General features: G+C 64.5%; 23 protein-coding genes. 13 read left to right on the forward strand and 10 right to left on the reverse strand.

What is annotated here, in order from left to right:
* Positions 1–128: 128 nt before the first annotated feature.
* From AC0WRY_RS13595 to AC0WRY_RS13625, 7 genes are all read left to right on the forward strand, one after another.
* A complete protein-coding gene (locus tag AC0WRY_RS13595) occupies positions 129–902 on the forward strand; it encodes a motility protein A (protein ID WP_063195489.1) in 774 nt (257 codons plus the stop codon).
* A gap of 24 nt (positions 903–926) precedes the next feature.
* Positions 927–1,757: an OmpA/MotB family protein gene (locus AC0WRY_RS13600; RefSeq protein ID WP_194407468.1), complete on the forward strand. Its 831-nt coding sequence runs from the start codon at positions 927–929 to the stop codon at positions 1,755–1,757.
* A gap of 212 nt (positions 1,758–1,969) precedes the next feature.
* On the forward strand, positions 1,970–3,868 hold the full coding sequence (locus AC0WRY_RS13605) for a potassium transporter Kup (RefSeq protein WP_194407469.1): 1,899 nt from the start codon (positions 1,970–1,972) through the stop codon (positions 3,866–3,868).
* Between the two features lie 140 nt (positions 3,869–4,008).
* On the forward strand, positions 4,009–5,937 hold the full coding sequence (locus AC0WRY_RS13610) for a potassium transporter Kup (RefSeq protein ID WP_194407470.1): 1,929 nt from the start codon (positions 4,009–4,011) through the stop codon (positions 5,935–5,937).
* A 304-nt stretch (positions 5,938–6,241) separates the two neighbouring features.
* Positions 6,242–6,568: a rhodanese-like domain-containing protein gene (locus tag AC0WRY_RS13615; RefSeq protein ID WP_194407471.1), complete on the forward strand. Its 327-nt coding sequence runs from the start codon at positions 6,242–6,244 to the stop codon at positions 6,566–6,568.
* A 21-nt stretch (positions 6,569–6,589) separates the two neighbouring features.
* Entirely contained in the window at positions 6,590–7,768 is a 1,179-nt protein-coding gene (locus tag AC0WRY_RS13620; RefSeq protein WP_194408254.1) for an aminotransferase, read from the forward strand.
* A 7-nt stretch (positions 7,769–7,775) separates the two neighbouring features.
* Entirely contained in the window at positions 7,776–8,900 is a 1,125-nt protein-coding gene (locus AC0WRY_RS13625; protein ID WP_194407472.1) for a polyamine ABC transporter substrate-binding protein, read from the forward strand.
* Between the two features lie 32 nt (positions 8,901–8,932).
* Here the strand turns inward: AC0WRY_RS13625 and AC0WRY_RS13630 are convergent, their stop codons facing one another.
* The 6 genes from AC0WRY_RS13630 to AC0WRY_RS13655 form a co-directional block, all read right to left on the reverse strand.
* Complete coding sequence (locus AC0WRY_RS13630; protein WP_194407473.1) at positions 8,933–9,865, reverse strand: lipid A biosynthesis lauroyl acyltransferase; 933 nt, start codon at positions 9,863–9,865, stop codon at positions 8,933–8,935.
* 11 nt (positions 9,866–9,876) lie between these two features.
* A complete protein-coding gene (locus AC0WRY_RS13635; protein WP_194407474.1) occupies positions 9,877–11,154 on the reverse strand; it encodes a beta-ketoacyl-ACP synthase in 1,278 nt (425 codons plus the stop codon).
* Between the two features lie 18 nt (positions 11,155–11,172).
* Positions 11,173–12,378, reverse strand: a complete 1,206-nt coding sequence (locus AC0WRY_RS13640; protein ID WP_194407475.1) for a beta-ketoacyl-ACP synthase — start codon at positions 12,376–12,378, stop codon at positions 11,173–11,175.
* The gene (locus tag AC0WRY_RS13645) at positions 12,375–12,845 is read right to left on the reverse strand and encodes a 3-hydroxyacyl-ACP dehydratase FabZ family protein (RefSeq protein ID WP_194407476.1); all 471 of its coding nucleotides are present in this window, start codon (positions 12,843–12,845) and stop codon (positions 12,375–12,377) included. Before AC0WRY_RS13645 ends, AC0WRY_RS13640 begins: the two co-directional genes overlap by 4 nt.
* Before the next feature lie 10 nt (positions 12,846–12,855).
* Complete coding sequence (locus AC0WRY_RS13650; protein WP_007592476.1) at positions 12,856–13,143, reverse strand: acyl carrier protein; 288 nt, start codon at positions 13,141–13,143, stop codon at positions 12,856–12,858.
* 222 nt (positions 13,144–13,365) lie between these two features.
* Positions 13,366–13,707, reverse strand: a complete 342-nt coding sequence (locus AC0WRY_RS13655) for a hypothetical protein (RefSeq protein ID WP_194407477.1) — start codon at positions 13,705–13,707, stop codon at positions 13,366–13,368.
* 326 nt (positions 13,708–14,033) lie between these two features.
* Between AC0WRY_RS13655 and AC0WRY_RS13660 the strand changes: the two genes are divergently transcribed.
* From AC0WRY_RS13660 to AC0WRY_RS13670, 3 genes are all read left to right on the forward strand, one after another.
* A complete protein-coding gene (locus tag AC0WRY_RS13660; RefSeq protein WP_211418170.1) occupies positions 14,034–14,663 on the forward strand; it encodes a ParB-like protein in 630 nt (209 codons plus the stop codon).
* Positions 14,664–14,687: 24 nt separating this feature from the next.
* Positions 14,688–14,984 (forward strand): hypothetical protein, encoded by a 297-nt coding sequence (locus AC0WRY_RS13665; RefSeq protein WP_491123231.1) that lies wholly within the window; start codon positions 14,688–14,690, stop codon positions 14,982–14,984.
* Positions 14,985–15,067: 83 nt separating this feature from the next.
* Entirely contained in the window at positions 15,068–15,373 is a 306-nt protein-coding gene (locus AC0WRY_RS13670) for a hypothetical protein (protein ID WP_491123232.1), read from the forward strand.
* Positions 15,374–15,401: 28 nt separating this feature from the next.
* Here AC0WRY_RS13670 and AC0WRY_RS13675 read toward each other — a convergent pair whose 3' ends face one another.
* Positions 15,402–15,761: a hypothetical protein gene (locus AC0WRY_RS13675; RefSeq protein WP_491123233.1), complete on the reverse strand. Its 360-nt coding sequence runs from the start codon at positions 15,759–15,761 to the stop codon at positions 15,402–15,404.
* A gap of 64 nt (positions 15,762–15,825) precedes the next feature.
* Here AC0WRY_RS13675 and AC0WRY_RS13680 point away from each other — a divergent pair, with 64 nt between their 5' ends.
* A complete protein-coding gene (locus AC0WRY_RS13680) occupies positions 15,826–15,969 on the forward strand; it encodes a hypothetical protein (protein ID WP_194407481.1) in 144 nt (47 codons plus the stop codon).
* A 34-nt stretch (positions 15,970–16,003) separates the two neighbouring features.
* On the opposite strand, the gene AC0WRY_RS13685 is transcribed toward AC0WRY_RS13680, so the two are convergent.
* Positions 16,004–16,975, reverse strand: coding sequence for a hypothetical protein (locus AC0WRY_RS13685; protein WP_491123234.1), 972 nt, complete (start codon positions 16,973–16,975; stop codon positions 16,004–16,006).
* Positions 16,976–17,395: 420 nt separating this feature from the next.
* Between AC0WRY_RS13685 and AC0WRY_RS13690 the strand changes: the two genes are divergently transcribed.
* A complete protein-coding gene (locus tag AC0WRY_RS13690) occupies positions 17,396–17,563 on the forward strand; it encodes a hypothetical protein (RefSeq protein WP_194407483.1) in 168 nt (55 codons plus the stop codon).
* Complete coding sequence (locus tag AC0WRY_RS13695) at positions 17,560–20,124, forward strand: HAD-IC family P-type ATPase (protein WP_491123235.1); 2,565 nt, start codon at positions 17,560–17,562, stop codon at positions 20,122–20,124. The genes AC0WRY_RS13690 and AC0WRY_RS13695 overlap by 4 nt, the downstream gene beginning before the upstream one ends.
* On the opposite strand, the gene AC0WRY_RS13700 is transcribed toward AC0WRY_RS13695, so the two are convergent.
* Together AC0WRY_RS13700 and AC0WRY_RS13705 are read right to left on the reverse strand one after the other, a co-directional pair.
* Positions 20,121–20,624, reverse strand: coding sequence for an MgtC/SapB family protein (locus AC0WRY_RS13700; protein ID WP_211418166.1), 504 nt, complete (start codon positions 20,622–20,624; stop codon positions 20,121–20,123). The two genes, AC0WRY_RS13695 and AC0WRY_RS13700, sit on opposite strands and share 4 nt — an antisense overlap.
* A gap of 289 nt (positions 20,625–20,913) precedes the next feature.
* On the reverse strand, positions 20,914–22,653 hold the full coding sequence (locus tag AC0WRY_RS13705; protein ID WP_194407486.1) for an ATP-binding protein: 1,740 nt from the start codon (positions 22,651–22,653) through the stop codon (positions 20,914–20,916).
* Positions 22,654–22,983: the final 330 nt, after the last annotated feature.

Consider the following 22,983-nt stretch of genomic DNA (forward strand, 5'->3'; position numbering starts at 1 on the left):
TACTGCGCTGTCCAGACTTAACCTTTACGCGGCTTTAAGGGCAGCGCTCTAGGGTTTCCGATGCGGTTCGGGGTTGGGCCGCGCCAGCGGCCAGGACGGCCGTTGTTGCGTACGCGTTGGAGTATCCCATGGATATCATGACGAGCGTCGGGCTCACGGCGGGCATCATCGTCATCACCGCGATGATCTTCATGGGCGGCGACCTGCACATGTTCATCTCCGAACATGCGATGATCATCATCTTCGGCGGCTCGATCTCCGCTACCATGATCCGCTTTCCGCTCTCGGCACTCCTGCACGGCCTTCCGCTCGGCGCCAAGTTCGCCTTCACCATGAGCCGCCTGTCCGCGCACGACCTCGTCGACGAACTCGCCCGCATCGCCGAGATCGCCCGCAAGCAGGGCCCGGTGGGTCTCGAAAAGGTCGAGACCGACGAGCCGTTCCTCGCCAAGGGCATCCGCTACGTCGCCGACGGCTACGACCTCGACTTCATCCGCGACAATCTCGAGCGCGACCGCGACAACTTCCTCATGCACCTCGACGAAGGCAGCAAGATCTACCGCGCCATCGGCGACTGCGCCCCGGCGTTCGGCATGATCGGCACCCTGATCGGCATGGTGCAGATGTTCGCCAACATGACCGACCCTTCCAAGCTCGGCCCGTTCATGGCGACCGCGCTGCTCGCCACGCTTTACGGTGCGCTGGTCGCGAACCTGTTCTGTCTGCCGATCGCCGACAAGCTGCACGGCAAGCTGCTCGACGAGGAGACCAATCGCACGCTGATCATCGACGGCATCCTGATGATCCGCGACTCCAAGAGCCCGACGCTCGTGCGCGAAATGCTGCTGGCCTATCTGCCGGAGAAGCATCGTCACGCCGAGGGCGAGCCGGTGCCGGCGTAAGCCCGGCCGCCGGGATTTTCAGCCATGGCCAAGAAGAAACGCGGCGATGCGCATGGAGGCGGTCACGGCTGGTTCGTGACCTTCGCCGACCTCATGGGCCTGATGATGAGCTTCTTCGTGATGCTCGTCGCGTTCTCGACGCAGGACGCCAACAAGCTGAAGATCGTCGCCGGCTCGATGCGCGACGCCTTCGGCGTGCAGAGCGAAGCGCGCTATGCCGGCATTGTCGAATCCGACGGTCTGCCGACCCGCCCGCGGCTGAAGAACGTCGACCACATCCAGCCCGAGGATGCCTCCAATACGCCGACGCCGGACCAGGAAGACCGCGACAAGACGTCCGGCGCGAAGATCAAGGTCGACCGCAATTTCGCGCTTGCCGCGGCCTCGTTGCGCCAGGCGCTGCAGGACATGCCGGAGCTGACCGAGATGTCCAAGCACATCATGTTCGAGGAGACCAAGCAGGGGCTCAACCTGGAGATCGTCGACCAGGACGGCCGCTCGATGTTCGCCGACGGCTCCAAGGTGCCCTATGACCGCACCCGCCGCCTGGTCGAGAAGCTCGCGATCCCGCTCAAGGCCACGCCGCTCCGCGTCTCCATCGCCGGTCATACCGCGGCCGGCTTCGTGCCGACCCGCAGCGAATACGGTGCCTTCGACCTGTCGGCGGACCGCGCCAATGCCGTGCGCCAGATCCTCGAGCGCGAGGGCCTGCCGCCCTCGCACATCTTCGCCGTCTCCGGCAAGGCGGACACCCAGCCGCTGTTTCCGGACGATCCTTCGCTCGCGGCCAACCGGCGGGTGACCATCACCCTGATGCGCGAGGATCCGCCGCTGCCGCCGAATCTGAAGCCGTGAGCACGATCCGGAGACGGTGAGCACCGGTCTTCCAACAGGCTCCCTTGCGCTACCATCTTACCTGAGGCATGTCGTCGCGCTGACGATAAGCGTGGCTGTGGTGTCACAGCTTCCGGCTCGGCGCCTGCTATGGTGGTGCGCCGATTGACACGCGCGCCGGAAGCGTCAAAAGGCGCCGGATCAATTCCAGGGAAGAAGCGTTTTCCACCTTCATGACGGCGAGCATCACACAGGCCGAGACCCAGGAAGGGCCGGTCACATCAGGTTTTTGGGCCCTTACGCTCGGGAGCATCGGCGTCGTCTTCGGCGATATCGGCACCTCGCCGCTCTACGCATTCCACGAGGCGGTCAAGGGCGCGGCCCATGGCGAGCCGGTCTCGCGGGTCATCGTGCTCGGCGTGCTCTCGCTGATCCTGTGGGCGCTTTTGATCGTCGTCACGGCCAAATACGTCCTGCTGCTGCTCCGCGCAGACAATAACGGGGAGGGCGGCACGCTCTCGCTGATGGCGCTCGGCCAGCGGGCGCTCGGGCGGCGAAGCTGGGTTCTGCTCGCCCTCGGCGTGGTCGGCGCTTCGATGTTCATCGGCGATTCCATGATCACGCCGGCGATCTCGGTGCTATCGGCAGTGGAAGGCCTCAAGCTCGCAACTCCTGCGTTCGAGCACTATGTCGTGCCGCTCACGGTCCTCATTCTGGCGTTGCTGTTCGCGGTCCAGAGCAAGGGGACCGCGCTAGTCGCCTCGGCCTTCGGACCGGTGATGGTGATCTGGTTCACCGTCATCGCCGTGATGGGGGCTGTCCACATCGTCGATGATCCCTCCGTGCTGGCGGCGATCAATCCCTATTACGCGGTGCAGTTCGTGCTGTCGCACGGCACGATCGGGCTCGTGACGCTCGGTGCCGTGTTCCTGGCGGTCACCGGAGGTGAGGCGCTTTACGCCGATCTCGGCCATTTCGGCCGCAAGCCGATCCAGCTCGCCTGGATGTTCTTCGTGTTGCCCGCGCTCTTGATCAACTATTTCGGGCAAGGTGCGCTGGTGCTGTCCGACCCCAGCGCGATCGAGCACTCGTTCTATCGCATGGTGCCCGAGAGTCTGGTGCTGCCGCTCGTCGGGCTTGCGACCGCGGCGACCGTCATCGCGAGCCAGGCCGTGATCACCGGGGCCTATTCGCTGGTCTATCAGGCGGTGCAGCTTGGTCTCCTGCCGCGCTTCGAGGTCCGCTATACCTCCGAGACCCATGCCGGCCAGATCTATCTGCCGCGCGTGAACCGGCTGCTCCTGATCGGCGTGATGCTGCTGGTGCTGCTGTTTCACACCCCGAGCAACCTGGCCTCGGCCTACGGCATCGCGGTCTCCACCACCATGGTTGCCGACGGCATCATGGGCTTCGTCGTGATCTGGAAACTGTGGAACTGGCGCGCCGCCACCGCGGCGGCCGTGATCGTGCCCTTCGTCGTGGTCGACATCAGCTTTTTTAGCGCCAATCTCCTGAAGCTGCTGGAGGGCGCCTGGGTGCCGCTGCTGTTCGGCGTCGCCATGGCGGGAACGATCTGGACCTGGCGGAAGGGATCCGGGATTCTGATCCAGAAGACGCGCCGGATCGAGGTGCCGCTCGACGACCTGATCCGGAGCCTCGAGAAGCGGCCGCCGCACATCGTCAAGGGGACCGCGGTGTTCCTGACCAGCGATCCCTCGTTCGTCCCCACCGCGCTGCTGCACAATCTCAAGCACAACAAGGTGCTGCACGAGCACAACGTGATCCTGACCATCGAGACCGCCCACACGCCGCGGGTCGATTTGGCGGAGCGCTTCCGCATGGAGAAGGTCAGCGACAAGTTCTCCAAGGTCCGCCTGCGCTTCGGCTTCATGGAGCAGCCGAACGTGCCCAAGGCGCTCGCGATCGCGCGCAAGCAGGGCTGGCAGTTCGACATCATGTCCACGTCATTCTTCGTGTCACGACGGTCGCTGAAGGCCTCGGCGCAGTCGGGCATGCCGCTGTGGCAGGATCATTTGTTCATTGCCCTCAGCCGGTCGGCGAACGATGCCACGGACTATTTCCAGATTCCCACCGGGCGCGTGGTTGAAGTCGGAACCCAAGTCACCATCTAGAACGCAACTGCTGCATCTATGCAAATTTGCATGGCTAAGGCCCGGAATCGGGCTAGGCTATGCCGGCAGCGCAGGACTATAAGCCGCGCGCTCTTCCGCCATTGTGCAGTGAAGCATTTTAGAGGCCATTGGGCTCTCCCATGACAAGTGACGTAGCGATTTCCGCCCCGGAAACGGCGGCGGCCAATGGGCATGGCGATGCCCACACGACCGCTGGTTTCGGTGCGCTGACCCTCGGCAGCATCGGGGTCGTCTATGGCGATATCGGCACCAGCCCGCTCTACGCCTTCCGCGAGGCGGTGATGGCTGCCTCGGGCGCCGAGGGGCTGCCGACGCCGGCCGCGGTGCTCGGCGTGCTCTCGCTGATCCTGTGGGCGCTGATCGTCGTGGTGACGCTCAAATACGTCGTGATCCTGCTCCGGGCCGACAACAATGGCGAGGGCGGCACGCTGGCGCTGATGGCGCTGGCCCAGCGTGCGGTCGGCACTGGGGGCGCCACCATCGTCCTGCTCGGCATCATCTCCGGCGCGCTGTTCTACGGCGATGCCGTGATCACGCCGGCGCTCTCGGTGCTATCGGCGATCGAGGGCATGAAGGACGTCACGCTGCGGTTCGAGCCCTATATCGTGCCGCTGACGGTGGTGATCCTGGTCTGCCTGTTTGCCGTGCAGTCGCGCGGCACCGCCCGCGTCGCCGCCTTCTTCGGTCCGATCATGTGCGTCTGGTTCGCAGTCATCGCGGCGGCGGCCATCCATCCGATCATCCAGCAGCCCCAGGTGCTGCTGGCCCTGAACCCGCTCTACGCCGTGTCCTTCATGCTCCACCACGGCATCATCGGCTTCGTGACGCTGGGCGCCGTGTTCCTGGCGGTCACGGGTGCGGAGGCGCTCTATGCCGATCTCGGCCATTTCGGCAAACGGCCGATCCAGATCGCCTGGCTGTCGATCGTGCTGCCCTCGCTGGCGCTGAACTATCTGGGGCAGGGCGCGCTGGTGCTCAGCGATCCCGGCGCGATCGTGAGCCCGTTCTTCCAGCTCTTCCCGCAAGGCTTCTTCCGCGGCTGCATGGTCGTGCTCGCCACCATGGCGACCGTCATTGCCAGCCAGGCCGTGATCACCGGCGCCTATTCTCTAACGCGCCAGGCGATCCAGCTCGGCCTGCTGCCGCGCTTCGAAATTCGCCATACGTCCGAAGCCCATTCCGGCCAGATCTTCATCCCCCGCATCAACCAGCTGCTGCTGGTCGCGGTGGTGCTGCTGGTGCTGTTGTTTCGCTCATCCAGCGCGCTGGCCTCAGCCTACGGCATCTCCGTCACCGGGACCATGGTGGTCACGGCGATGATGGGTTTTGTCGTGATCTGGAAGGGCTGGCAATGGAAGCCGCTTGCGGCCGCGGCACTGATCGCCCCGTTCCTGTGCCTCGACCTGACCTTCCTCACGGCGAACCTGCTCAAGGTGTTCGAGGGCGGCTGGGTGCCGCTGGCGCTCGGCGCGCTCATGATCATCCTGATGTACACGTGGCGGCGCGGCAGCCGGCTGCTGTTCGAGAAGTCGCGCAAGCTCGAGTTCCCGCTCGCCGACCTTGTGGCGATGCTGGAGAAGCGGCCCCCGCAGCGCGTGCCGGGCACCGCCGTGTTCCTGACCTCGGACCCGCTCAGCGCGCCGACCGCGCTGATGCATAGTCTGAAACACTACAAGGTCCTGCACGAGAAGAACGTCATCCTCACCATCGAGACGGCGCAGACCCCGCGGATCGATCCCGCCGAGCGCGTCAGGCTGGAGCAGATCTCGCCGACCTTCTCCAAGGTGACGCTCAAGTTCGGCTTCATGGAATCGCCCAACGTGCCGAAGGCCCTCGCGATCGCGCGCAAGCTCGGCTGGCAGTTCGACATCATGTCGACTTCGTTCTTCCTGTCGCGGCGGGCGCTGAAGCCTGCCGCGCATTCGGGCATGCCGCGCTGGCAGGACCGGCTGTTCATCTCGCTCAGCCGCTCCGCCAACGACGCCACGGACTATTTCCAGATCCCGAGCGGTCGCGTGGTCGAGGTCGGTACCCAGGTGGCGATCTAATTTAGCTCCGCTGTCATCGCCCGGCTTGACCGGGCGATCCAGTACGCCGAGACGGGTGTGGTTGAGCCGCGAAGCCGCGGCGTACTGGATTCCCCGCCTTCGCGGGGAATGACACCGAGCGCGGAGTGAGAGAGCTGGGATACTCAGACATTCCGAAAGCCGCACTTCAAGTCGCTGCGATTTAGCTTTAACTTGCGCCGCGCGGCTCAAGCCTTTGTAGCGCTTGATTTTCGTCTCCCGAGAGGCGAGGTTGCCGCCGGCCGGGGACGCCCCGGCATGCGGCCCCGCGACGTTGGAGGATGATGTGGCAAACCAGGTACAGGATCTGACCCCGGACGAGGTCTCCAAAGGTGTCGCGGAAGGGCGCTATCTGCTGGTCGACGTGCGCGAGCCGAACGAGGTCCAAGCCGAGGCCTATCCTTACGGCGTCGTCGTGCCGCTCTCGACCTTCGATCCCAAGGCGATCCCCGATCCCCAAGGCAAAGAGGTCGTGTTCGCCTGCCGCTCGGGCAAGCGCTCGGTGACAGCTTCCCTTGCCGCCCAGGAGGCGGGCCTGCCTTACGACAAGCATTTGGCCGGCGGCATGCTCGGCTGGAAGGCGGCGGGTCTCCCCAGCAAGGTCGGCGGCTGATCGGGCCCAATGTCCAATTCGATGTCAAAGAGCTCCTCGCTGAACAAGGTCTTTGCCGACCTTCCCGTCACCATCTTCGAGGCGATGTCGCAGGCCGCGCGCGACAACAATGCGATTAATCTCGGCCAGGGTTTTCCTGACGATCCCGGCCCCGAGGACATCCGCCGCGCCGCGGCCGACGCCTCGCTGAACGGCTACAACCAGTACCCCTCGATGATGGGCCTGCCGGAACTGCGCCAGGCGATCGCGACCCATTACGGCCATTGGCACGGCCTCAACCTCGATCCGATGAGCGAGGTGATGGTGACATCGGGCGGCACCGAGGCGCTGACCTCGGCCATCCTCGCGGTGGTCCAGCCCGGCGACGAGGTGGTCTGCTTCCAGCCGGTCTATGATTCCTATTTGCCGATCATCCGCCAGGCCGGCGGCATCCCGCGTCTGGTCCGGCTCGAGCCGCCGCATTGGCGGCTGAATGAGGACATGCTGAAAAGCGTCTTCAATTCAAAGACCAAGGCGGTGCTGTTCAACAATCCCTTGAATCCGTCCGCGGTGGTCTATCCGCGCGAAGACCTCGAGCTGCTGGCGCGCTATTGCCAGGAGTTCGACGTCATCGCGATCTGCGACGAGGTCTGGGAGCACGTCACCTTCGACGAGCACAAGCACATCCCGCTGATCACCCTCCCGGGCATGCGCGAGCGCACCATCAAGGTCGGCTCGGCGGGCAAGATCTTCTCGCTGACGGGGTGGAAGATCGGCTTCGTCTGTGCCGCGCCGCCGCTGCTGCGCGTCGCCGCCAAGGTGCACCAGTTCCTGACCTTCACCACCGCGCCGAACCTGCAGGCCGCCGTCGCCTATGGCCTCGGCAAGTCCGACGACTACTTCCTGACCATGCGCAAGGATCTGACGCGGAGCAGGGACCGCCTGACCAAGGGGCTGGAGAGCCTCGGCTTCCCCGTGCTGAAGTCGCAAGGCACCTACTTCCTCACCGTCGACCTGTCGCCGCTCGGGCTCAACGAGAGCGACACCGAGTTCTGCTGGCGGATCGTGAAAGACTACAAGGTTGCGGCGATCCCGGTCTCGGCGTTCTACGAGCAGGACCCGGTGACTTCAGTGGTGCGCTTCTGCTTCGCCAAGAAGGACCAGACGCTGGACACCGCGCTGGAGCGGCTGTCGGACGCGGTGCGCGGACGAAAGAGGTAAGATAGCGATGACGAATGCCAGCCGCCCGGGGGGTCGCCTTGGTCTCGCGTTCGCCGCCGCGCTGACGTTGCTCTCTGCGCCCGTTCGCGCCGAGGAGCGGGTCGTCAACTTCTACAACTGGTCCAACTACATGGCCCCGGATGTCCTGGAGGCCTTCACCAAGGAGACCGGCATCAAGGTGGTCTACGACACCTTCGATGCCAATGAGACGCTGGAGACGCGCCTGATGGCCGGCAAGTCCGGCTACGACGTCGTGGTGCCCACCGCCTATTTCCTGCAGCGCCAGATCAAGGCCAACATCTTCCAGAAGCTCGACAAGGCCAAGCTGCCGAACCTTGCCAACGCCTGGCCCATGGTGACCAAGAACCTTGCGACCTACGACCCCGGCAACATCTACGCCGCCAACTACATGTGGGGCACCACGGGCATCGGCTACAACGTCGCCAAGGTGAAGCAGATCCTTGGGGCCGATGCCAAGATCGACAGCTGGGACATCGTCTTCAAGCCGGAGAACCTCGCCAAGTTCAAGGATTGCGGCGTCCACATGCTCGACTCCGCCGATGACATCTTCCCGGCGGCGCTGAACTATCTCGGGCTCGATCCGAACTCGACCAAACAGGCGGACCTCGAGAAGGCTGCCGATGTCGTCGCCAAGGTCCGCCCGTCGGTGCGCAAGTTTCACTCGTCCGAATACCTAAGCGCGCTTGCCACCGGCGAGATCTGCTTCGTGGTCGGCTGGTCCGGCGACATCATGCAGGCCCGCGCGCGTGCGGCCGAGGCCAAGAAACACGACAGCAGCGGGATCGAGATCGGCTATGCCATTCCGAAGGAGGGGGCGCAGATGTTCTTCGACAATCTCGCGATCCCCGCGGACGCCAAGAACGTCAGCGAAGCCTATGAGCTGATCAACTATCTCTACCGCCCGGATGTTGCCGCCAAGAACTCGGACTTTTTGTCATATGCCAACGGCAACCTCGCCAGCCAGAAGCTGGTCGATCCGAAGATCCTGAACGACAAGAATATCTATCCGGACGAGGCGACGCTTTCAAAACTGTTCGTCATCACCGCGCGCGAGCCGGCAACCCAGCGCATCATCAACCGGCTCTGGACCAAGGTGAAGACGGGGCGGTAGAGGGCTGCCACGGGCTCCTGCCGTGACGGCAGCTACCGCCACCTTCTGTGCAGCCACAACCACTGCTCGGGATGCTCGCGCACCCAGCCCTCGACCACGTTGGTGACGGCCTGCGTCGTGCCCTGGATGTCGATCTTGCCTTCGGCATCGCGCACGGGCTGCACCTCTTCGGTCAGCTCCGCGGCGAAGCGGCCGCCGGGCTTGCGGATGATGCGCACGCCGTGGATCGGGCATTCGACCTGGCGCAGCAGGCGCGCCAGCATCGGATTGGCTCGGGTCTTGCGGCCGAAGAAGGTGACCTCGACGCCGCCGGTCAGATACTGGTCGATCAGCATCGCGACGTGCTTGCCGTCCCTCAGCGCCTGCGCGAGCCGCAATGGCGCGTCGCGGCCCGCGGGGATCAGGGTGCCCATGTTGACCTGGCGCATCTCCTGGATGATGCGGTCGGCGGACGCGATGTTGGGGCGGCGGTAGAGGATTGCAGTATCCAGCCCATGCGCGACCGCGGCGAGCGCCGGCAGTTCCCAATTGGCGAGGTGCGCGGCGAAGATCAGCGCCGGCTTGCCGTCGTCGCGGATGCGGTCGAACCGTTCGATGCTGGGCTGGGGCAGCTCGATCCGGCTGTTTTCCGGATGGGCGCGGTCGTAATCCCAGACGTGGTCCATGTGAGCGAATTCGGCGCCGACGCGGCCGAGATTGTCCCACACGCCCATCAGGATCTGTTCGATCTCCTCCGGCGATTTCTCGGGAAAGGCGGCAGTGAGGTTGGCACGGCCGATGCGGTGCTCGCGCAGGCGCGGGCCGATCGTTTTCACGACGCGTGCGAAAAAGTCCGAAGTCTTGACCGGATCGAAATAGCGCGTGGTGCGCAGCATGCCGACCGTGGCAGCTCCGATCAGGCTGCCGCTGAGCGATTTGGCTGCATTCCGCGCGCGAATCTTCGTGCTGATAGGAATCAGCGCCATGCTGCGTCCGGTCAGGCCGGTTCGCGGGTCAGGATCAGCGAGGCGTTCTGGCCGCCGAAGCCGAACGAGTTCGACATCACGGCGGTGACGCGGGCGTCGCGGGCCTTGTTGCCGACCACGTTGAACAGGATCGTGGGATCCGGGGTCTCGTAATTGATCGTCGGCGGGATGCGCTGATGCTCGAGCGTGAGCAGCGAGAAGATCGCCTCGACCGCGCCGGCCGCCGAGATGGTGTGGCCGACCATCGACTTGTTGGAGGTGACCGGAATCTTCTGCGCGAGCTCGCCGAATACGGCCGACGTCGTGTTGAACTCCATCTTGTCGTTCTCGGGCGTCGCGGTGCCGTGCGCGTTGATGTGGTCGATCTGGTCCGGCGTCATGCCGGCATCGGCCAGCGTCTTGTTCATGCAGCCGATGATCGGCTTGCCGTCGGGCGAGGAGCGGGTGCGATGGAAGGAATCGGTGAGCTCGCCGCAGCCGGCGATCACGCCGAGGATCTTTGCGCCGCGCGCGGTGGCCGCTTCATAGCTTTCCAGCACGAGCGCGCCGGCGCCTTCGGCCATGACGAAGCCGTCGCGGTTCTTGGAGAAGGGGCGGGAGGCCGCCTGCGGCGGATCGTTCTGGGTCGACAGCGCCGAGAGCAGCGAGAAGCGCACCAGCGCCTCCGGATTCACGGTGCCGTCGGTCGCGACGCACAGAGCCGCATCGGTCTCGCCGCGGCGGATCGCCTCGACGCCGAGCTGGATCGAGGTGGCTCCGGACGCGCAGGCCGTCGACAGCGAGATCGGCGAGCCCTTGGTGCCGAAGGTCTCGGCGAGGTGGGCGGCGACCGAGCCGAACATGAAACGGTGATGATATGCGCTGTACTTGCCGCCGCCGGAGATGCGCAAGAGATCGTCATAGGTGAAGTCGGGCGCACCGACCGCGCGGCCGAGCTCGCGGCGCTGCGGCCATTCCACCTCGACCGGTGCGACCGCCAGGAACAGGGGACCCGGGAAATCGGCCTTGGCGCCGATGCCGGCCTGCTCGAGCGCTTCCTCCGTCACCAATTCAGCCATCCGCTCGGACAGGCCGGTGGAGGAGAACGGATCGACGCTGACGAAATCGACAGTGCCGGCCATCGTGGTCTTCAGGCCGTCGACCGGGAAGCGGGTGATGGTGCGGATGCCGGATTCGCCGGCGACGAGCTTGGCCCAATTGTCGGCCTTGCCGGCACCGAGCGAGGTCATGATGCCCATGCCGGTGACGACGACGACGGGACGCCCGAGTTTGTCGCGTGGTGCAGTCATGTCGATCCCCCGGGTGAGCTAGCCAACTGCCTCGACCAGCGCCATGCCTTCGCCGCGCCAGTGTCCGGCTCCCACCACCACAATCTGGGTGGGCGCTCCCTGCATTTCAATCTCGGTGCCCGTGGAATCGTTCGGCGGGAACAGCGCACCACGCGAGATCGACAGCGCAGCGAGCGCGATGCCGAGCGGGAATTGCGTCTCCATGGTGTGGCCGAACATGGTACCGGTCGAACGCACCGGGAAGTCGGCGTGAGCCTTCAGGAAGCCGCGCTCTTCGCTCGTCGCCGGCTCCGCGCCGGTCGCGCCTGATATGATCGCGCCCTTGCCTTCGCGCCTGGGCAGCTTGGCCCACAACTGCTCCAGCGTCGCGGCCATGTCGCCGGGCTGCTTGCGCCGGGCGAGATCGGCAACGACGCTCGACAGCCTTGCGAACGGCTTGGCGCCGCGCGCCTCTGCATGCGCTTTCGATTCCAGCACCAGGAACGCGCCGGCCGAGCCGAGCGCGAAGCCGGGATGGTCCTTGCGCGCCCACACCGGCGCAAACTTGTCCTTCAGGTTGAAGTCGCCGAATTCGTAGAGGACCATGAGGTCCTTGCGCTCGCCGTTGTGCGAGCCGCCGACGAGGGCAATGTCGCTCTCGCCCGAGGCGATGCGCGCGAGCGCAATGCGGGCGGCATCGGCGCCCGCAACCTCTTCGCCCATGAAGGTGCGCGAGGTGCCGCCGAGGCCGTGCACGATGGCGATGTTGCCGGCGAGCAGGTTGGAAAGCTGCGCCAGGAACAAGGTAGGGCGCAAATCGCTCATCAGCCGTTCGTTGAGGAAGCCGGGCGCGTTCGCGCCCTTGGCCTCGGCCGTCAGGACGCCGGTGTCGACATTGAGGTCGCGCTCGCCGCCGCCCGCGGCCACCACCATGTCGATCTTCGACAGGATATCCTTGTTGCCCTTGATCCCGGCGGAATCGAGCGCAAGGCCGGCGGCATAGGTGCCGATGCGCTGCCAGGCTTCCATCTGGCGCTGGTCGCCCTTCTTGGGGATCTGGCTGTCGAAGGTCACGGGCATCAAGGGATGCACGATGTAGGGCGCAAAGCCCTTCTCGTCGACGTTGATGCGCTTCTCGGAAAGCGCAGCCCAGTTGGCGTCGAGGCCCTCGCCGAGCGAGGTTGCGAGTCCAATGCCGGTGATCCAGACTTCCGTCTGGCCGGGCTTCGAAGCAGTGTCAGTCATGGCGATACGGCCTGTTGCGGAAAGCCGACACGCTCGGCGACTTTCGCCATGTATCCGCGCATATCCGCATTGGGGAAGGGGATCAGCGTGAAGGTCAGCGCCGAATTCGCGCGCAGCTTGCCGCCGACCTTGATCTTGGCCTCGGTCATGGCATAGCCGGAGCCTTCATAGGTGAGGCTCGCCTCGATGCTCATGAGATCGCCGGGGAAGACCGAGCCGCGGACCTTGGCCTCCTTCACGGCGGCAAGGATCGGCATGCGCTCGAACTTGAACACGCCGAGCTGAAGCCAGCCCGAAGCCTGCGCCATCGATTCGATCAGGAGCACGCCGGGCATCAAGGGGTAACCCGGGAAGTGCCCCTCGAAGATGGTGCTCTCCTTCGGGACCTGGGCTTCGACGACGATCGTCTTCTCGTCGACCTTGAGGTCGACGATGCGATCGATCATGTGGAAGTATTCGAGTTGCATGGCCGCGCGCTTACGCGCTCGCGCCCTTGGCCGCAACCAGTTCGTCGATGCGGGCGCACAGGTTCTTCAGCACGAAATACTGCTCGGTGGTCGCCTTGCCGTCGTTGACCTCCTGGGTCCACTTTTCCAGCGGCAGCTTGATGCCGAACTGCTTGTCGATCGCGAACGCGATGTCGAGGAAATCGAGGCTGTCGATGCCGAGATCGTCGATGGCATGGCTATCCGGCGTGATCGTGTCGCGCGGGATGTCGCAGGTTTCAGCGATGATCGTGGCGACCTGATCGAATGTGGAAGACATCACTAAGCCTTTGATATATTGCGGATATTTGTCAGATTGTCCAGAGTGGCACGGTGGGTGGGCATCGCGCCCCTGATGACGCCCTCAAACCCCCCTCTGGCCGGGTCGAAAGCCCGTATATCGGAGCGCCGCCCTGAGTTCAATGGAGCCGGGCAGGCGAGGAGACGGGGGTTGGGGATGCCCGCCGGAGCCCCTTCGGCCGGGCCGGCCGGCGGATCGGGCCTAGATATGCGGTGTCGTGATCTTGACGCAGTCGCGACGGCCCATCAGCACGCAATCCTGGGTCCGGCGCAGGTCCGCAATGCTGACCGCGAGCCAGATTCCGATGGCGGTCAGCGCGATGGTGAAGGCCAGCGCCGCGATATTGGCGAGCATGCGATGACGGAAATCGTCCGGCTCGGCGCGGGGCTGCTCGTAGCGTGACAGGTCGAGCGGTTCGGGCGCGACGCGCAACGGCTGTACGGTACCGCTACCGTGGCGGACCGACGGGGAAGGCGAGGTGCGCGGCCTGAACTGGAGCACCCGGTGCTCGTCGTCAGAGCTTATGGGCCGCTGGGTCGTCATGGGGCGGGGATCACTCCGAAGCAGCGGTTTTTGATAGCACACGGGATGAACGCGTTGCAGAAAATCTTCTCAATGCCCGCGTGTAATCGAGCGCCCGCGCTATTTGTGAATGGATCGGCGCGGAGCGTTCGCGGTCACGTCCCCCGCGCGACGCGAGGGTTGCGTTGCAACAACGGGCACAGCGACAGTCAGGGACTTCGTGCCTTCTTGTCCGTCTACAGCGGCTTGTGATCCCGTCGTCCTTCCGAGCACGTTTTGCCGCTGCAGGGCCCATGGCATAGTTGGGAACCTGAATGTCAGTTGCATCCATGCGAGGGGCTTCGACCATGACCACGACCAACGCGCGCGAGCCAAGAGTGCATCCGGTTCCGATCCTGTCGCTCCGGCCGACGCAGATGACGGTCGGCATGCGGGAGGTCAAGGAGAAGCGCAAGCGCTGGCGCGAGCATGACAAGAAGAAACAGGCCGATCTGCTCGGCAAGCACATGATCCCCGTCGTCTACGGCCCCGACGCGCGCTACTACGTGATCGACCACCATCATCTCGGCCGCGCGCTGCACGACGAAGGCGTCAAGGAGGTGCTGGTGACCATCGTCGGCGACCTCCGCATGGTCGAGCGCGAGGCGTTCTGGGGCGTGATGGACAACAAGCGCTGGGTCTATCCTTACGACGCCAAGGGGGAGCGGCAGCGCTTCCGCGACCTGCCGAAATCGATCGCCGATCTCAAGGACGATCCGTTCCGCAGCCTTGCCGGCGAATTGCGCCGCATGGGCGGCTTCGCCAAGGACACGACGCCGTTCTCAGAATTCCTGTGGGCCGACTTCCTGCGCCGAAAAGTCTCGCGCAAGGTGGTGGAGGGCGATTTCGACAAGGCCCTCGAGAAGGCGATGTCCGCAGCCAAGAGTAAGGATGCGATCTATCTGCCCGGCTGGTGCGGTCCGGAGGACGATGATTAGAGGCATCGGGAATTGGACGTTGTGATGCCTCAGCAGGGCATTTTCATCCTCGCGATAATGGCGTCCATTCCGCCACTCATTGCCATCCTCCGCCGGGATGGCCGGGCGCTGAGCTGGAGCCTGCCGGCCGTCGTTCTGGTGTGCTGGCTCGCCAGCTATTCATATCTGGTGCCGGTTGCGATCCTCCTGATCATTGCGTCGTTTGGATTGGCGTGTGGTGGATTGGGCCAGCGTCTGCCGGCCGTCTCGGCAGGGGCGTCTCTTCGGATACGCACCATAGCGTTCTATTGCTGTTCTTCGCCATCACGGGATACGCGCTGAAGCTGTCGCTCACATACAATTGGGCACCGCCAAGAATCCTGGCGGAGCCGCTCGCCTCGCCTTTGAATGACCGAGATGGTCCGATGACCGCGGCCTTGAATGCGCAGTTCCCAGAGGGGACAGAAGAGGCGGTGTTGAGAGCATCCCTGCTGAAGGACGGCTTTTCGGACGTCGCGCAGCCGCGCCCGTTATGCAGGTTGCCCCAGATATCGCCGGGATCGATGCGCCGCTACGGGTCATGCCCCGCTGGTTCACGGGAGATGACGTACGAGTACCGCGGGCCAGTCAATTTCATCTGCGGGTCCACACGCATCTCGATGAAGTGGTCGGTCAGTCCGAACGGCAAGGTCGTGGGGCTGCAGGCGACTGGATTCACCCCGCGCCTCTAGTGAGTGGACCATCATGCGCAATCGCCCGTCAGTCGCGCTGGAAGATCCTGGCGCCTGGGTAGGCGCGGCGGGCGTAGGTGATCACCAGGGCGCGGTCCTGGGTGTCCAGGAAGGGCGTTCGGATCTGGCACGACCCGACGATGAGGTGCCACAGGCCATTGAGCTTCTGGATCACGATCTTCATTTGGATAGTCCTCGATAACTCCCATTCCAGCGTATGCTGCTTGTCGCTGCAGTGCTTGGGATCGTGGCCGCGGGTGTGGAATTCCCGACAATGCTCGCGCTCTGCTGCAAAAACACGTCGACCATTATTAGGTAGTTGCGGCACGCGCCCAGATAAGCCGAATCTCATCACAGCCGCTTGAGCGAAATCAATTTCCTCACCCACGAAACCGTCCTGAAACATAGCCGCCCCATGCTTTGGAGGAGTCGAGCTCACACGGGAGGCGAACATGCGCCGTCTGGTTTTCGTAGTTGCCTTGCTCGCGGTTGCTTCGGCAGGAATCTCGGCATCCTTTGCCGCGGTTCATCACGCCAAGACATTGACGTTCGCCGAGCGCTTTGCTCCGGCGCTCGAGTTGATGGCGAAGCAATAGCGGCATCGCGACTTGCGCGGGCAAGCGTATGGCTTTAACCGGCCAGTGCGCGATCGATGTTGCGCAGCCGCACGAAGGCTGCCCAGGCCTGTGGATAGTCCTTGTCCGCGGGATCGATCGCAAGCAGCGCACAGCGTGCTGTTCCGATCTCCTCCGACGACACACGTTTCGTCGGAGGCTGCAATGTTCTCGGCTGATCCCAGCGCGCCTCGATCTCCTTCGCAAGAGCCAGGGCTTCAGCGGCCGTCCGCGGTTGCATCGATTTCGCCGGGCATTGGCCTGTGGGGAGCGCCGGCCATGCGACCGGCGGCCGATCGGCCTGCCAGGTGAGTTCGGTGTCCGGGACAGCCTTCGGCGAAGCTGAAGGCTGTCCTGCCGGCGCCAGTCCCGTCCCAGCCATTCCCGTCCCGGTCAGTCCCATCCTCGTCAATCCCGTTGCGGAGGGTCTTGTCCCCGCCGGACCCGACGAGCCTCCCGCAGCCGGTGCGACGGCTGTTGTCTGCGCGGCCAGTTGGCCAAGCTGTTGCTCCATCGTCCCGCCGCTGGATTGGGGAATGACCTTCCCGATGACCTTGGCCGCTGCCAGCGCGCCGGGGGATATCGGCATTTGCTGTTCGGCAGTCCTGACGTCGGTTGCGGTTGGGCACGATTTGTATGGAAAGTGTTGGGAGGTGATCCGGCCTTCGTCGTCGACCCGGGCGAAGTCGCTGGCCACGGTGTAGACGAACGCGGCATCGACCGCATGGCCCGCCTTGTTCTTCGCGTTCACGGCGCCGCATACGTATCTCGCCGTGTCTGCCTCGACCGTTCGCAGACCGCTGAAGTGAGCTGAATGCGGCTCGATGAGCATGCGAGAGACCGCCGCTCGGGCCTTGCGATGCTCGGATTGAAACATGCTCCATATTTCATCGGGATTGACGATGTCGGGCTGGTAGTTCCAGACGTAGCCAACCCCGAGGAATGCCGCGCCGACGCATGTCGCGATGATCGATGCTCGCAGGTTCATGAGAGGGCGCCCCCTTTTCGTTTTGCAGGCACGACTCGTCGGCGTCTCCGTCCGCGGTGGGAACGGAACTGCGCAGGTTGTGCCGAAGTGTTTGCGCTAGTAACGGGCGAGACCTCTTAATAAAACGTGTTCGATTGTGAAATCGTTGCGGTTCCCGTCGAGCGCGAATTTTAGTTCCCGCTGGCGGCGTCATTTCGCATGCGAGTCACACGCCGATCATCCGGCCGTGCTGGTCGTGGACATGTCATAAAGCAAGCGGTTCACCGGACCAGCGGCATCGCGTCCCAGGTGCGGCTTGACATGCCGCAAATGTTCCTCGGTGCTGACCGGTACTGTCCGCCTGCATGAATGCCGACGAGCATTGCGCCCCGATGTCGAGGGCGAGGTAGGCTCCAGGTCATGCTGATCGGAGACATGGCCATGAGCATCATCTTTCGCATCCTCTTTGTCATCGCCGGCGCGATCACCGCGCTGTTCGTCGCGCGCGACGCCCTGAACTTCACCATCTTCCAGACCTTCGTCGCCGTGTTGCTTGCGACGGCCATCGTCGGAGCCGGAAGTCTCTGGAGCGTGCGGCGCAAGACGTGAGCAAGGAAGAACGCGCAGATTCAGCGGGGCTGAGCGAAGCCGAGGCCCGGCTGCGACTGCAACAGGACGGTTACAACGAACTGCCTCGGCCGGAACGGCGCACGCCGCTGCGCATCGTGCTCGAGGTCGTGCGCGAGCCGATGCTCGCACTCCTTCTTTGCGGCGGGCTGGTCTACCTCCTGCTCGGCGACCTCCGCGAGGCGCTGCTGCTGCTGGCCTTCGGCGGCATCTCCGTCGTCATCACCATCGTGCAGGAGACCCGCACCGAACGCGTGCTGGAGGCGTTGCGCGAGCTGACCAGTCCGCGGGCGCTCGTGGTCAGGGATGGGGAGCGGCGACGGATCGCGGGCCGGGACGTCGTCCGTGGGGATCTTCTCGTTCTGGCCGAAGGCGACCGTATTCCGGCGGACGCTATGCTGGTCAGCGCGCGCGATCTGGCGGTCGACGAGTCGCTGCTGACAGGAGAGTCGGTCCCGGTGCGCAAGCAGGCCGTCAAGACGCCGGCCCCTGACGGCGCTTTGGCCGAGCATCGTCCGGGCGGCGATGATCAGCCCTTCGTGTATTCGGCCTCGCTGGTCGTGCGAGGCGAGGGCCTAGCCGAGGTCGAGGCCACCGGCCCCCGCAGCGAGATCGGGAAGATCGGATTGTCGCTGCATGGCTTGCAGACAGAGCCGCCGCGGCTGCAGCAACAGACCGCCCGGCTCGTGCGGCTTTGCTTTCTCGGCGGCGCGGTGATCAGCCTGGCCGCAGTCCTGCTTTACGGAACATTGCGCGGGGATTGGCTGCAGGCGCTGCTCGGGGGCATCGCCATCGGCATGTCCATGTTGCCCGAGGAGTTTGCCGTCGTCCTCACGGTGTTCATGGCCATGGGCGCCTGGCGCATCTCGAAGGCGCGCGTGCTGACGCGGCGCGCTGCTGCGATCGAGGTGCTTGGCTCGGCCACGGTGCTGTGTACCGACAAGACCGGCACGCTGACGCAGAACAGGATGTCGGTCGCGGAGCTGAGGCTGCCTGGCGGGACGAGCCTGCGCCTTGCCGCGTCGCAGGCTGCAGCTGTAGGCGCGGAGTTCTTCGAGCTGGCGCGTTGCAGCGTTCTGGCGAGCTCGCCGGAGCCGTTCGACCCGATGGAGAAGGCCCTGCATACGTTCGTGCAGGCGAGCCTGCCGAAAGATGAGGACACCGAGGGCGCCCGGACCTTGATACGCACCTACGGCCTGCGGCCCGAACTGCTGGCGATGACCCAGGTCTGGCGCTTGCCGCATCACGAGGAGCTCTTCGTCTCGGCGAAAGGCGCCCCCGAAGCGATTGCGCGTCTCTGCAAGCTGGATGCCGCGGAGCAGGCCGCGATGCGCGAGTCGGTCGCGGACATGGCGAAAAATGGTCTTCGCGTGCTGGGCGTTGCCGCTGCGACCTGCCACAGTGAGTCGCAGCCGGCCTCGCAGGACGGCTTTTCATTTCGCTTCCTCGGTCTCGTCGGGCTTGCCGATCCGCTTCGTCCGCACGTCCCCGAAGCGGTGGCCGAATGTCGCTCGGCTGGCATCCGCGTCGTCATGATCACGGGCGACTATCCGGCGACCGCCATGGCGATCGCCGGGCAGGCCGGGCTCGACGTCAACGAGGTCGTGACCGGCGAGCAGATCAAGCTTGCGGACGACAGTGAGCTGGAGGCTCTCGTTGGGAACGTGAACGTCTTCGCGCGGGTCCTGCCGGAGCAGAAGCTGCGGATCGTTCAGGCGATGAAGCGCAACGGCGAGATCGTCGCGATGACCGGCGACGGCGTCAACGACGCGCCGTCCCTGAAGGCTGCCCATATCGGGATCGCGATGGGCGGCCGCGGCACGGATGTCGCTCGCGAGGCCTCCTCGATCGTCCTGCTCGACGACGATTTCGCATCCATCGTTGCATCCATCCGCCTCGGGCGCCGGATCTACGACAATCTCCGCAAGGCGATGGCCTTCATCTTCGCCGTCCACGTTCCGATCGCAGGGCTGGCCCTGCTTCCCCTGGTGTTCGGGCTGCCCCTGATTCTCGGTCCCGTGCACATTGCGTTTCTGGAACTGATCATCGACCCCGTCTGCTCGCTCGTATTCGAAGCCGAGCGGGAGGAGCGCGATGTCATGACGCGCCCGCCGCGGCGCGCCGATGCGGAGTTGTTTTCGTGGGCCTTGGTCGGCTGGAGCATTCTGCAGGGCGTGTTGGCATTTGCGTTGATTGCCGCGATCTTCGTCGTCGCGCTTCGTTCCGGCATGCCGCCCGACGACGCGCGCGCACTGGCTTTCGTTGCACTGGTCGTCTGTATCGTCGCGCTGGTGCTGGTCAACCGGTCCTTCAGCGCGTCGTTCCTGTCCGCCTTCTTCCGTCCGAACCTGGCATTGCTCTGGATCTTCCTGTCGATCGCGCTCGTTCTCGCCGCGGCCTTGTTCTGGCCGCCGGCGTCCAGCCTGTTTCGGTTCGGTCCGCTGCACCCGGACGATCTGATGTTCACGCTCGGCGCAGGACTATTGGTGCTCACGGTGCTCGAATTGCTGAAGCCGATCTGGGCGCGGCGGTTGCGGTTCTAGCGACTCTCGACATGATCGCGAGATGCCGCGGTTTCAGCGTGGTGTGGATCGTCTTTACCGCCCAGTGCGCGATGCAGCCAGCGCTCGCCGCGGCGGCCGATCGTGAGCAGCACGAACGCAAAGGCCAGCGCGACCAGGACGATTCTCCACTGCCCGGCGCCGCAGGCAATGCCGAGACAGGCGGCGAGGAAGGTGCAGGCCGCGCTGGTCAGGCCGCGCACGCGAAACCGTTCGCTCTCGTGGACGATGACGCCGGCTCCGAGGAAGCCGATGCCGGTCAGGATGCCCTGGATCACCCGGCTCGCCGCGTCGGTAATCTTGCCGGGCTCGCCGAACTGAACCGCGAGCAGCACGACGGTTGCGGTGGAGAGCCCGACAATGCCGAGCGTCTTCAGCCCGATCGGCTTGCCGTGCAGGTCGCGGTTCAGGCCGATCGCGCTGCCGGCGAGCGTCGCAGCTCCGAGGCGCAGCAGAATTTCGGGCCAGTCCAGTTCGGTCATGTCTTTTCCGTCACGTCGTCGGAATGCGCGCGCAGGCTTGCCACGGTCAGGAAAGCCGGCTGCGAGGGGACAAACCATAGTCCACGCGGGCGCGACGCTCCAGAGGCGTCGGAACGTCTCGTGCCCCGGACGCAGCGCAGCGCTCCCCCGGGCGATGCGCAGCATCGTCCGGTTCAGCGCTTCGCTGCAGAGCCGGGGCCCATCTCACTGACATGTGCGGTGTTGCGGTTGGATCCCGGCTCTGCGCAGCAGCGTCTCACGCTGCAGCGCGTCCGGGACACGAGAGTCTCTACCGCAGCGGCTTCTTCAGGAGCGAGAAGCGGTCGGGATCGAGCCCCATCGAGGGCTGCAGCATCGGGGCCTCGACGTTGGAGAGCGTCTTGGCGGGCGGGGCCGAGAACACCGGATCGTTCGGCACGTCGCGTTGCGAGGTGGCACCGCGCCAGCGCTCGAGCACGGCGCCGACGAAATGCATGTCGTGGCCGGAGGTGACGGACGGGACGCTCGAGATGGTGGCTTCGCCGCGCGGCAATTGATGCGGCGGTACCTCCTTGAAGCGCAAGCGCGTGGGCAGCGCAACGCCCTCGCCGAAGGCCAGCACTTCACGCGTGCCGAGGGAGGGCACGAAGGACAACAGGTTCGCGGCGGCGTCCGACACCGCGGCACGCAGCAACGCCTGGTCGCGCTCGTTGGCAAGACGCATCGTGAACAGCGTGTTGCACTGGGAGATGATGGTGGCGTCGAGCTCGGCCGGACGCTGGGTGATGAGACCGAGATAGACGCCGTATTTGCGGCCTTCCTTGGCGATGCGCGACACCGCCTTGCGGGTCGGCCCGAAACCGATGTTGCGGTCGGCGGAGGCGTATCGATGCGCTTCCTCGCACACGAATAGCAGCGGCGAGACGCCGTCGCTCCACAGTCCGAAATCGAAGGCCATGCGGCACAGCACCGAGACGACGGAATCGATGACTTCGGCCGGGAAGCCGGCGAGCTGCATCACCGTCATAGGCTTGCCGTTCGCCGGCAGGCGAAACAGATGACTGATGACCTCGGCCATGGTGTCGCCGCCGACATTGGCGTTGTCGAACATGAAGGCGTAGCGCGGGTCATTGCGCACCGCCTCGATGCGCGAGATCAGCTTGTGATAGATGATGCGCGAGGAGCGGTTCTCGAGCTTGCCCATGCGCTCGTCGATCAGCGACATCAAATCGACCAGGCGATAGGGCACAGGCGTGTCGACGGTGTAGCCGATCTGCTTGGGATCGATGCGCTTGAGACCGATGCGGTCGGCATTCTGGTACTGGGTGTAGACGCCCTTGGCGAGCGGGATCACCTCGGCGAGGATGTCGAGCTCCTCGGGCACGCCGGCGCGGCCGCCGAACAGCACGTCGACGATTTCCTCGAAATTGAATAGCCAGAACGGCAGCTTCAAGTTTCGCGGGTTGAGCACCAGCGCGCGGTCGCCGAAGCAGCGGCCATATTCGTTGTGCACGTCGAGCAGGAAGATGCGCAGGTTCGGACGTGCCTTCAGGATCTCGTTGAGCAGCAAGGACACGCCGGTCGATTTGCCGACGCCGGTCGATCCCAGCACCGCAAAATGCTTGGACAGCATTTCCTCGACGTCGACATAGGCGACGACCGAGCGGTCCTGCTGGAGGAAACCGACATTGATCTGGTCCGAGCCGGTCGGCGCGTAGATCGTGCGCAGCTCCTGGCTGGTGATCAGATCGACGGAATCACCGATGGTCGGATAGTTGGTGACGCCACGCTGGAATTTCGGCTTGTCGCTGGCGTTGAGGATCTCGCCAAGCAGGTCGACCGAGGCGACCGCGATGTAATTGTCACTGCTCGACAAATTCTCGCAGGACACCTCGGTGATCATCGCGACGATGACCGAGCTGGCGCTGCGAATGCTGACGAAGCGGCCGACGGTCGCCCGAACTTCCGAGATGGGCATCTGGCTTTCCGCCAGCAGCCCGACCCGGGCGAGCGATCCGCGAACCGAAATCACGCGTCCAAAGGATGTCACGATCGATGAACCTGGCAAGAGCAAGCGATTTACACCGGACTATGCGCGGCCGTCGCTGCACAAACGGTTAAGCGGCAGGCGCGGCCGCTTCGTTAAATCCGCGACAATTCGGCCGCGAGGTTTGTTCCGATTGCCCTTTTACAGGCGGAAACGGCGGGAAAATGCTGCAATTCCAGGCTGTTGAAGGCCGGAAGCAATTAAGGAATATTTTACCATCCGGCCAGTCGGGTCCGCCGTTTGGAGGGTGCCTTCGAGCAGCGAACTTCGTCAGAGCCAGGGGATGTCGTTTGATTTGTTGACGAGACCTAATCATTTGTACATTAGTACAAA

It is taken from the genome of Bradyrhizobium sp. T-12, from assembly GCF_058314695.1.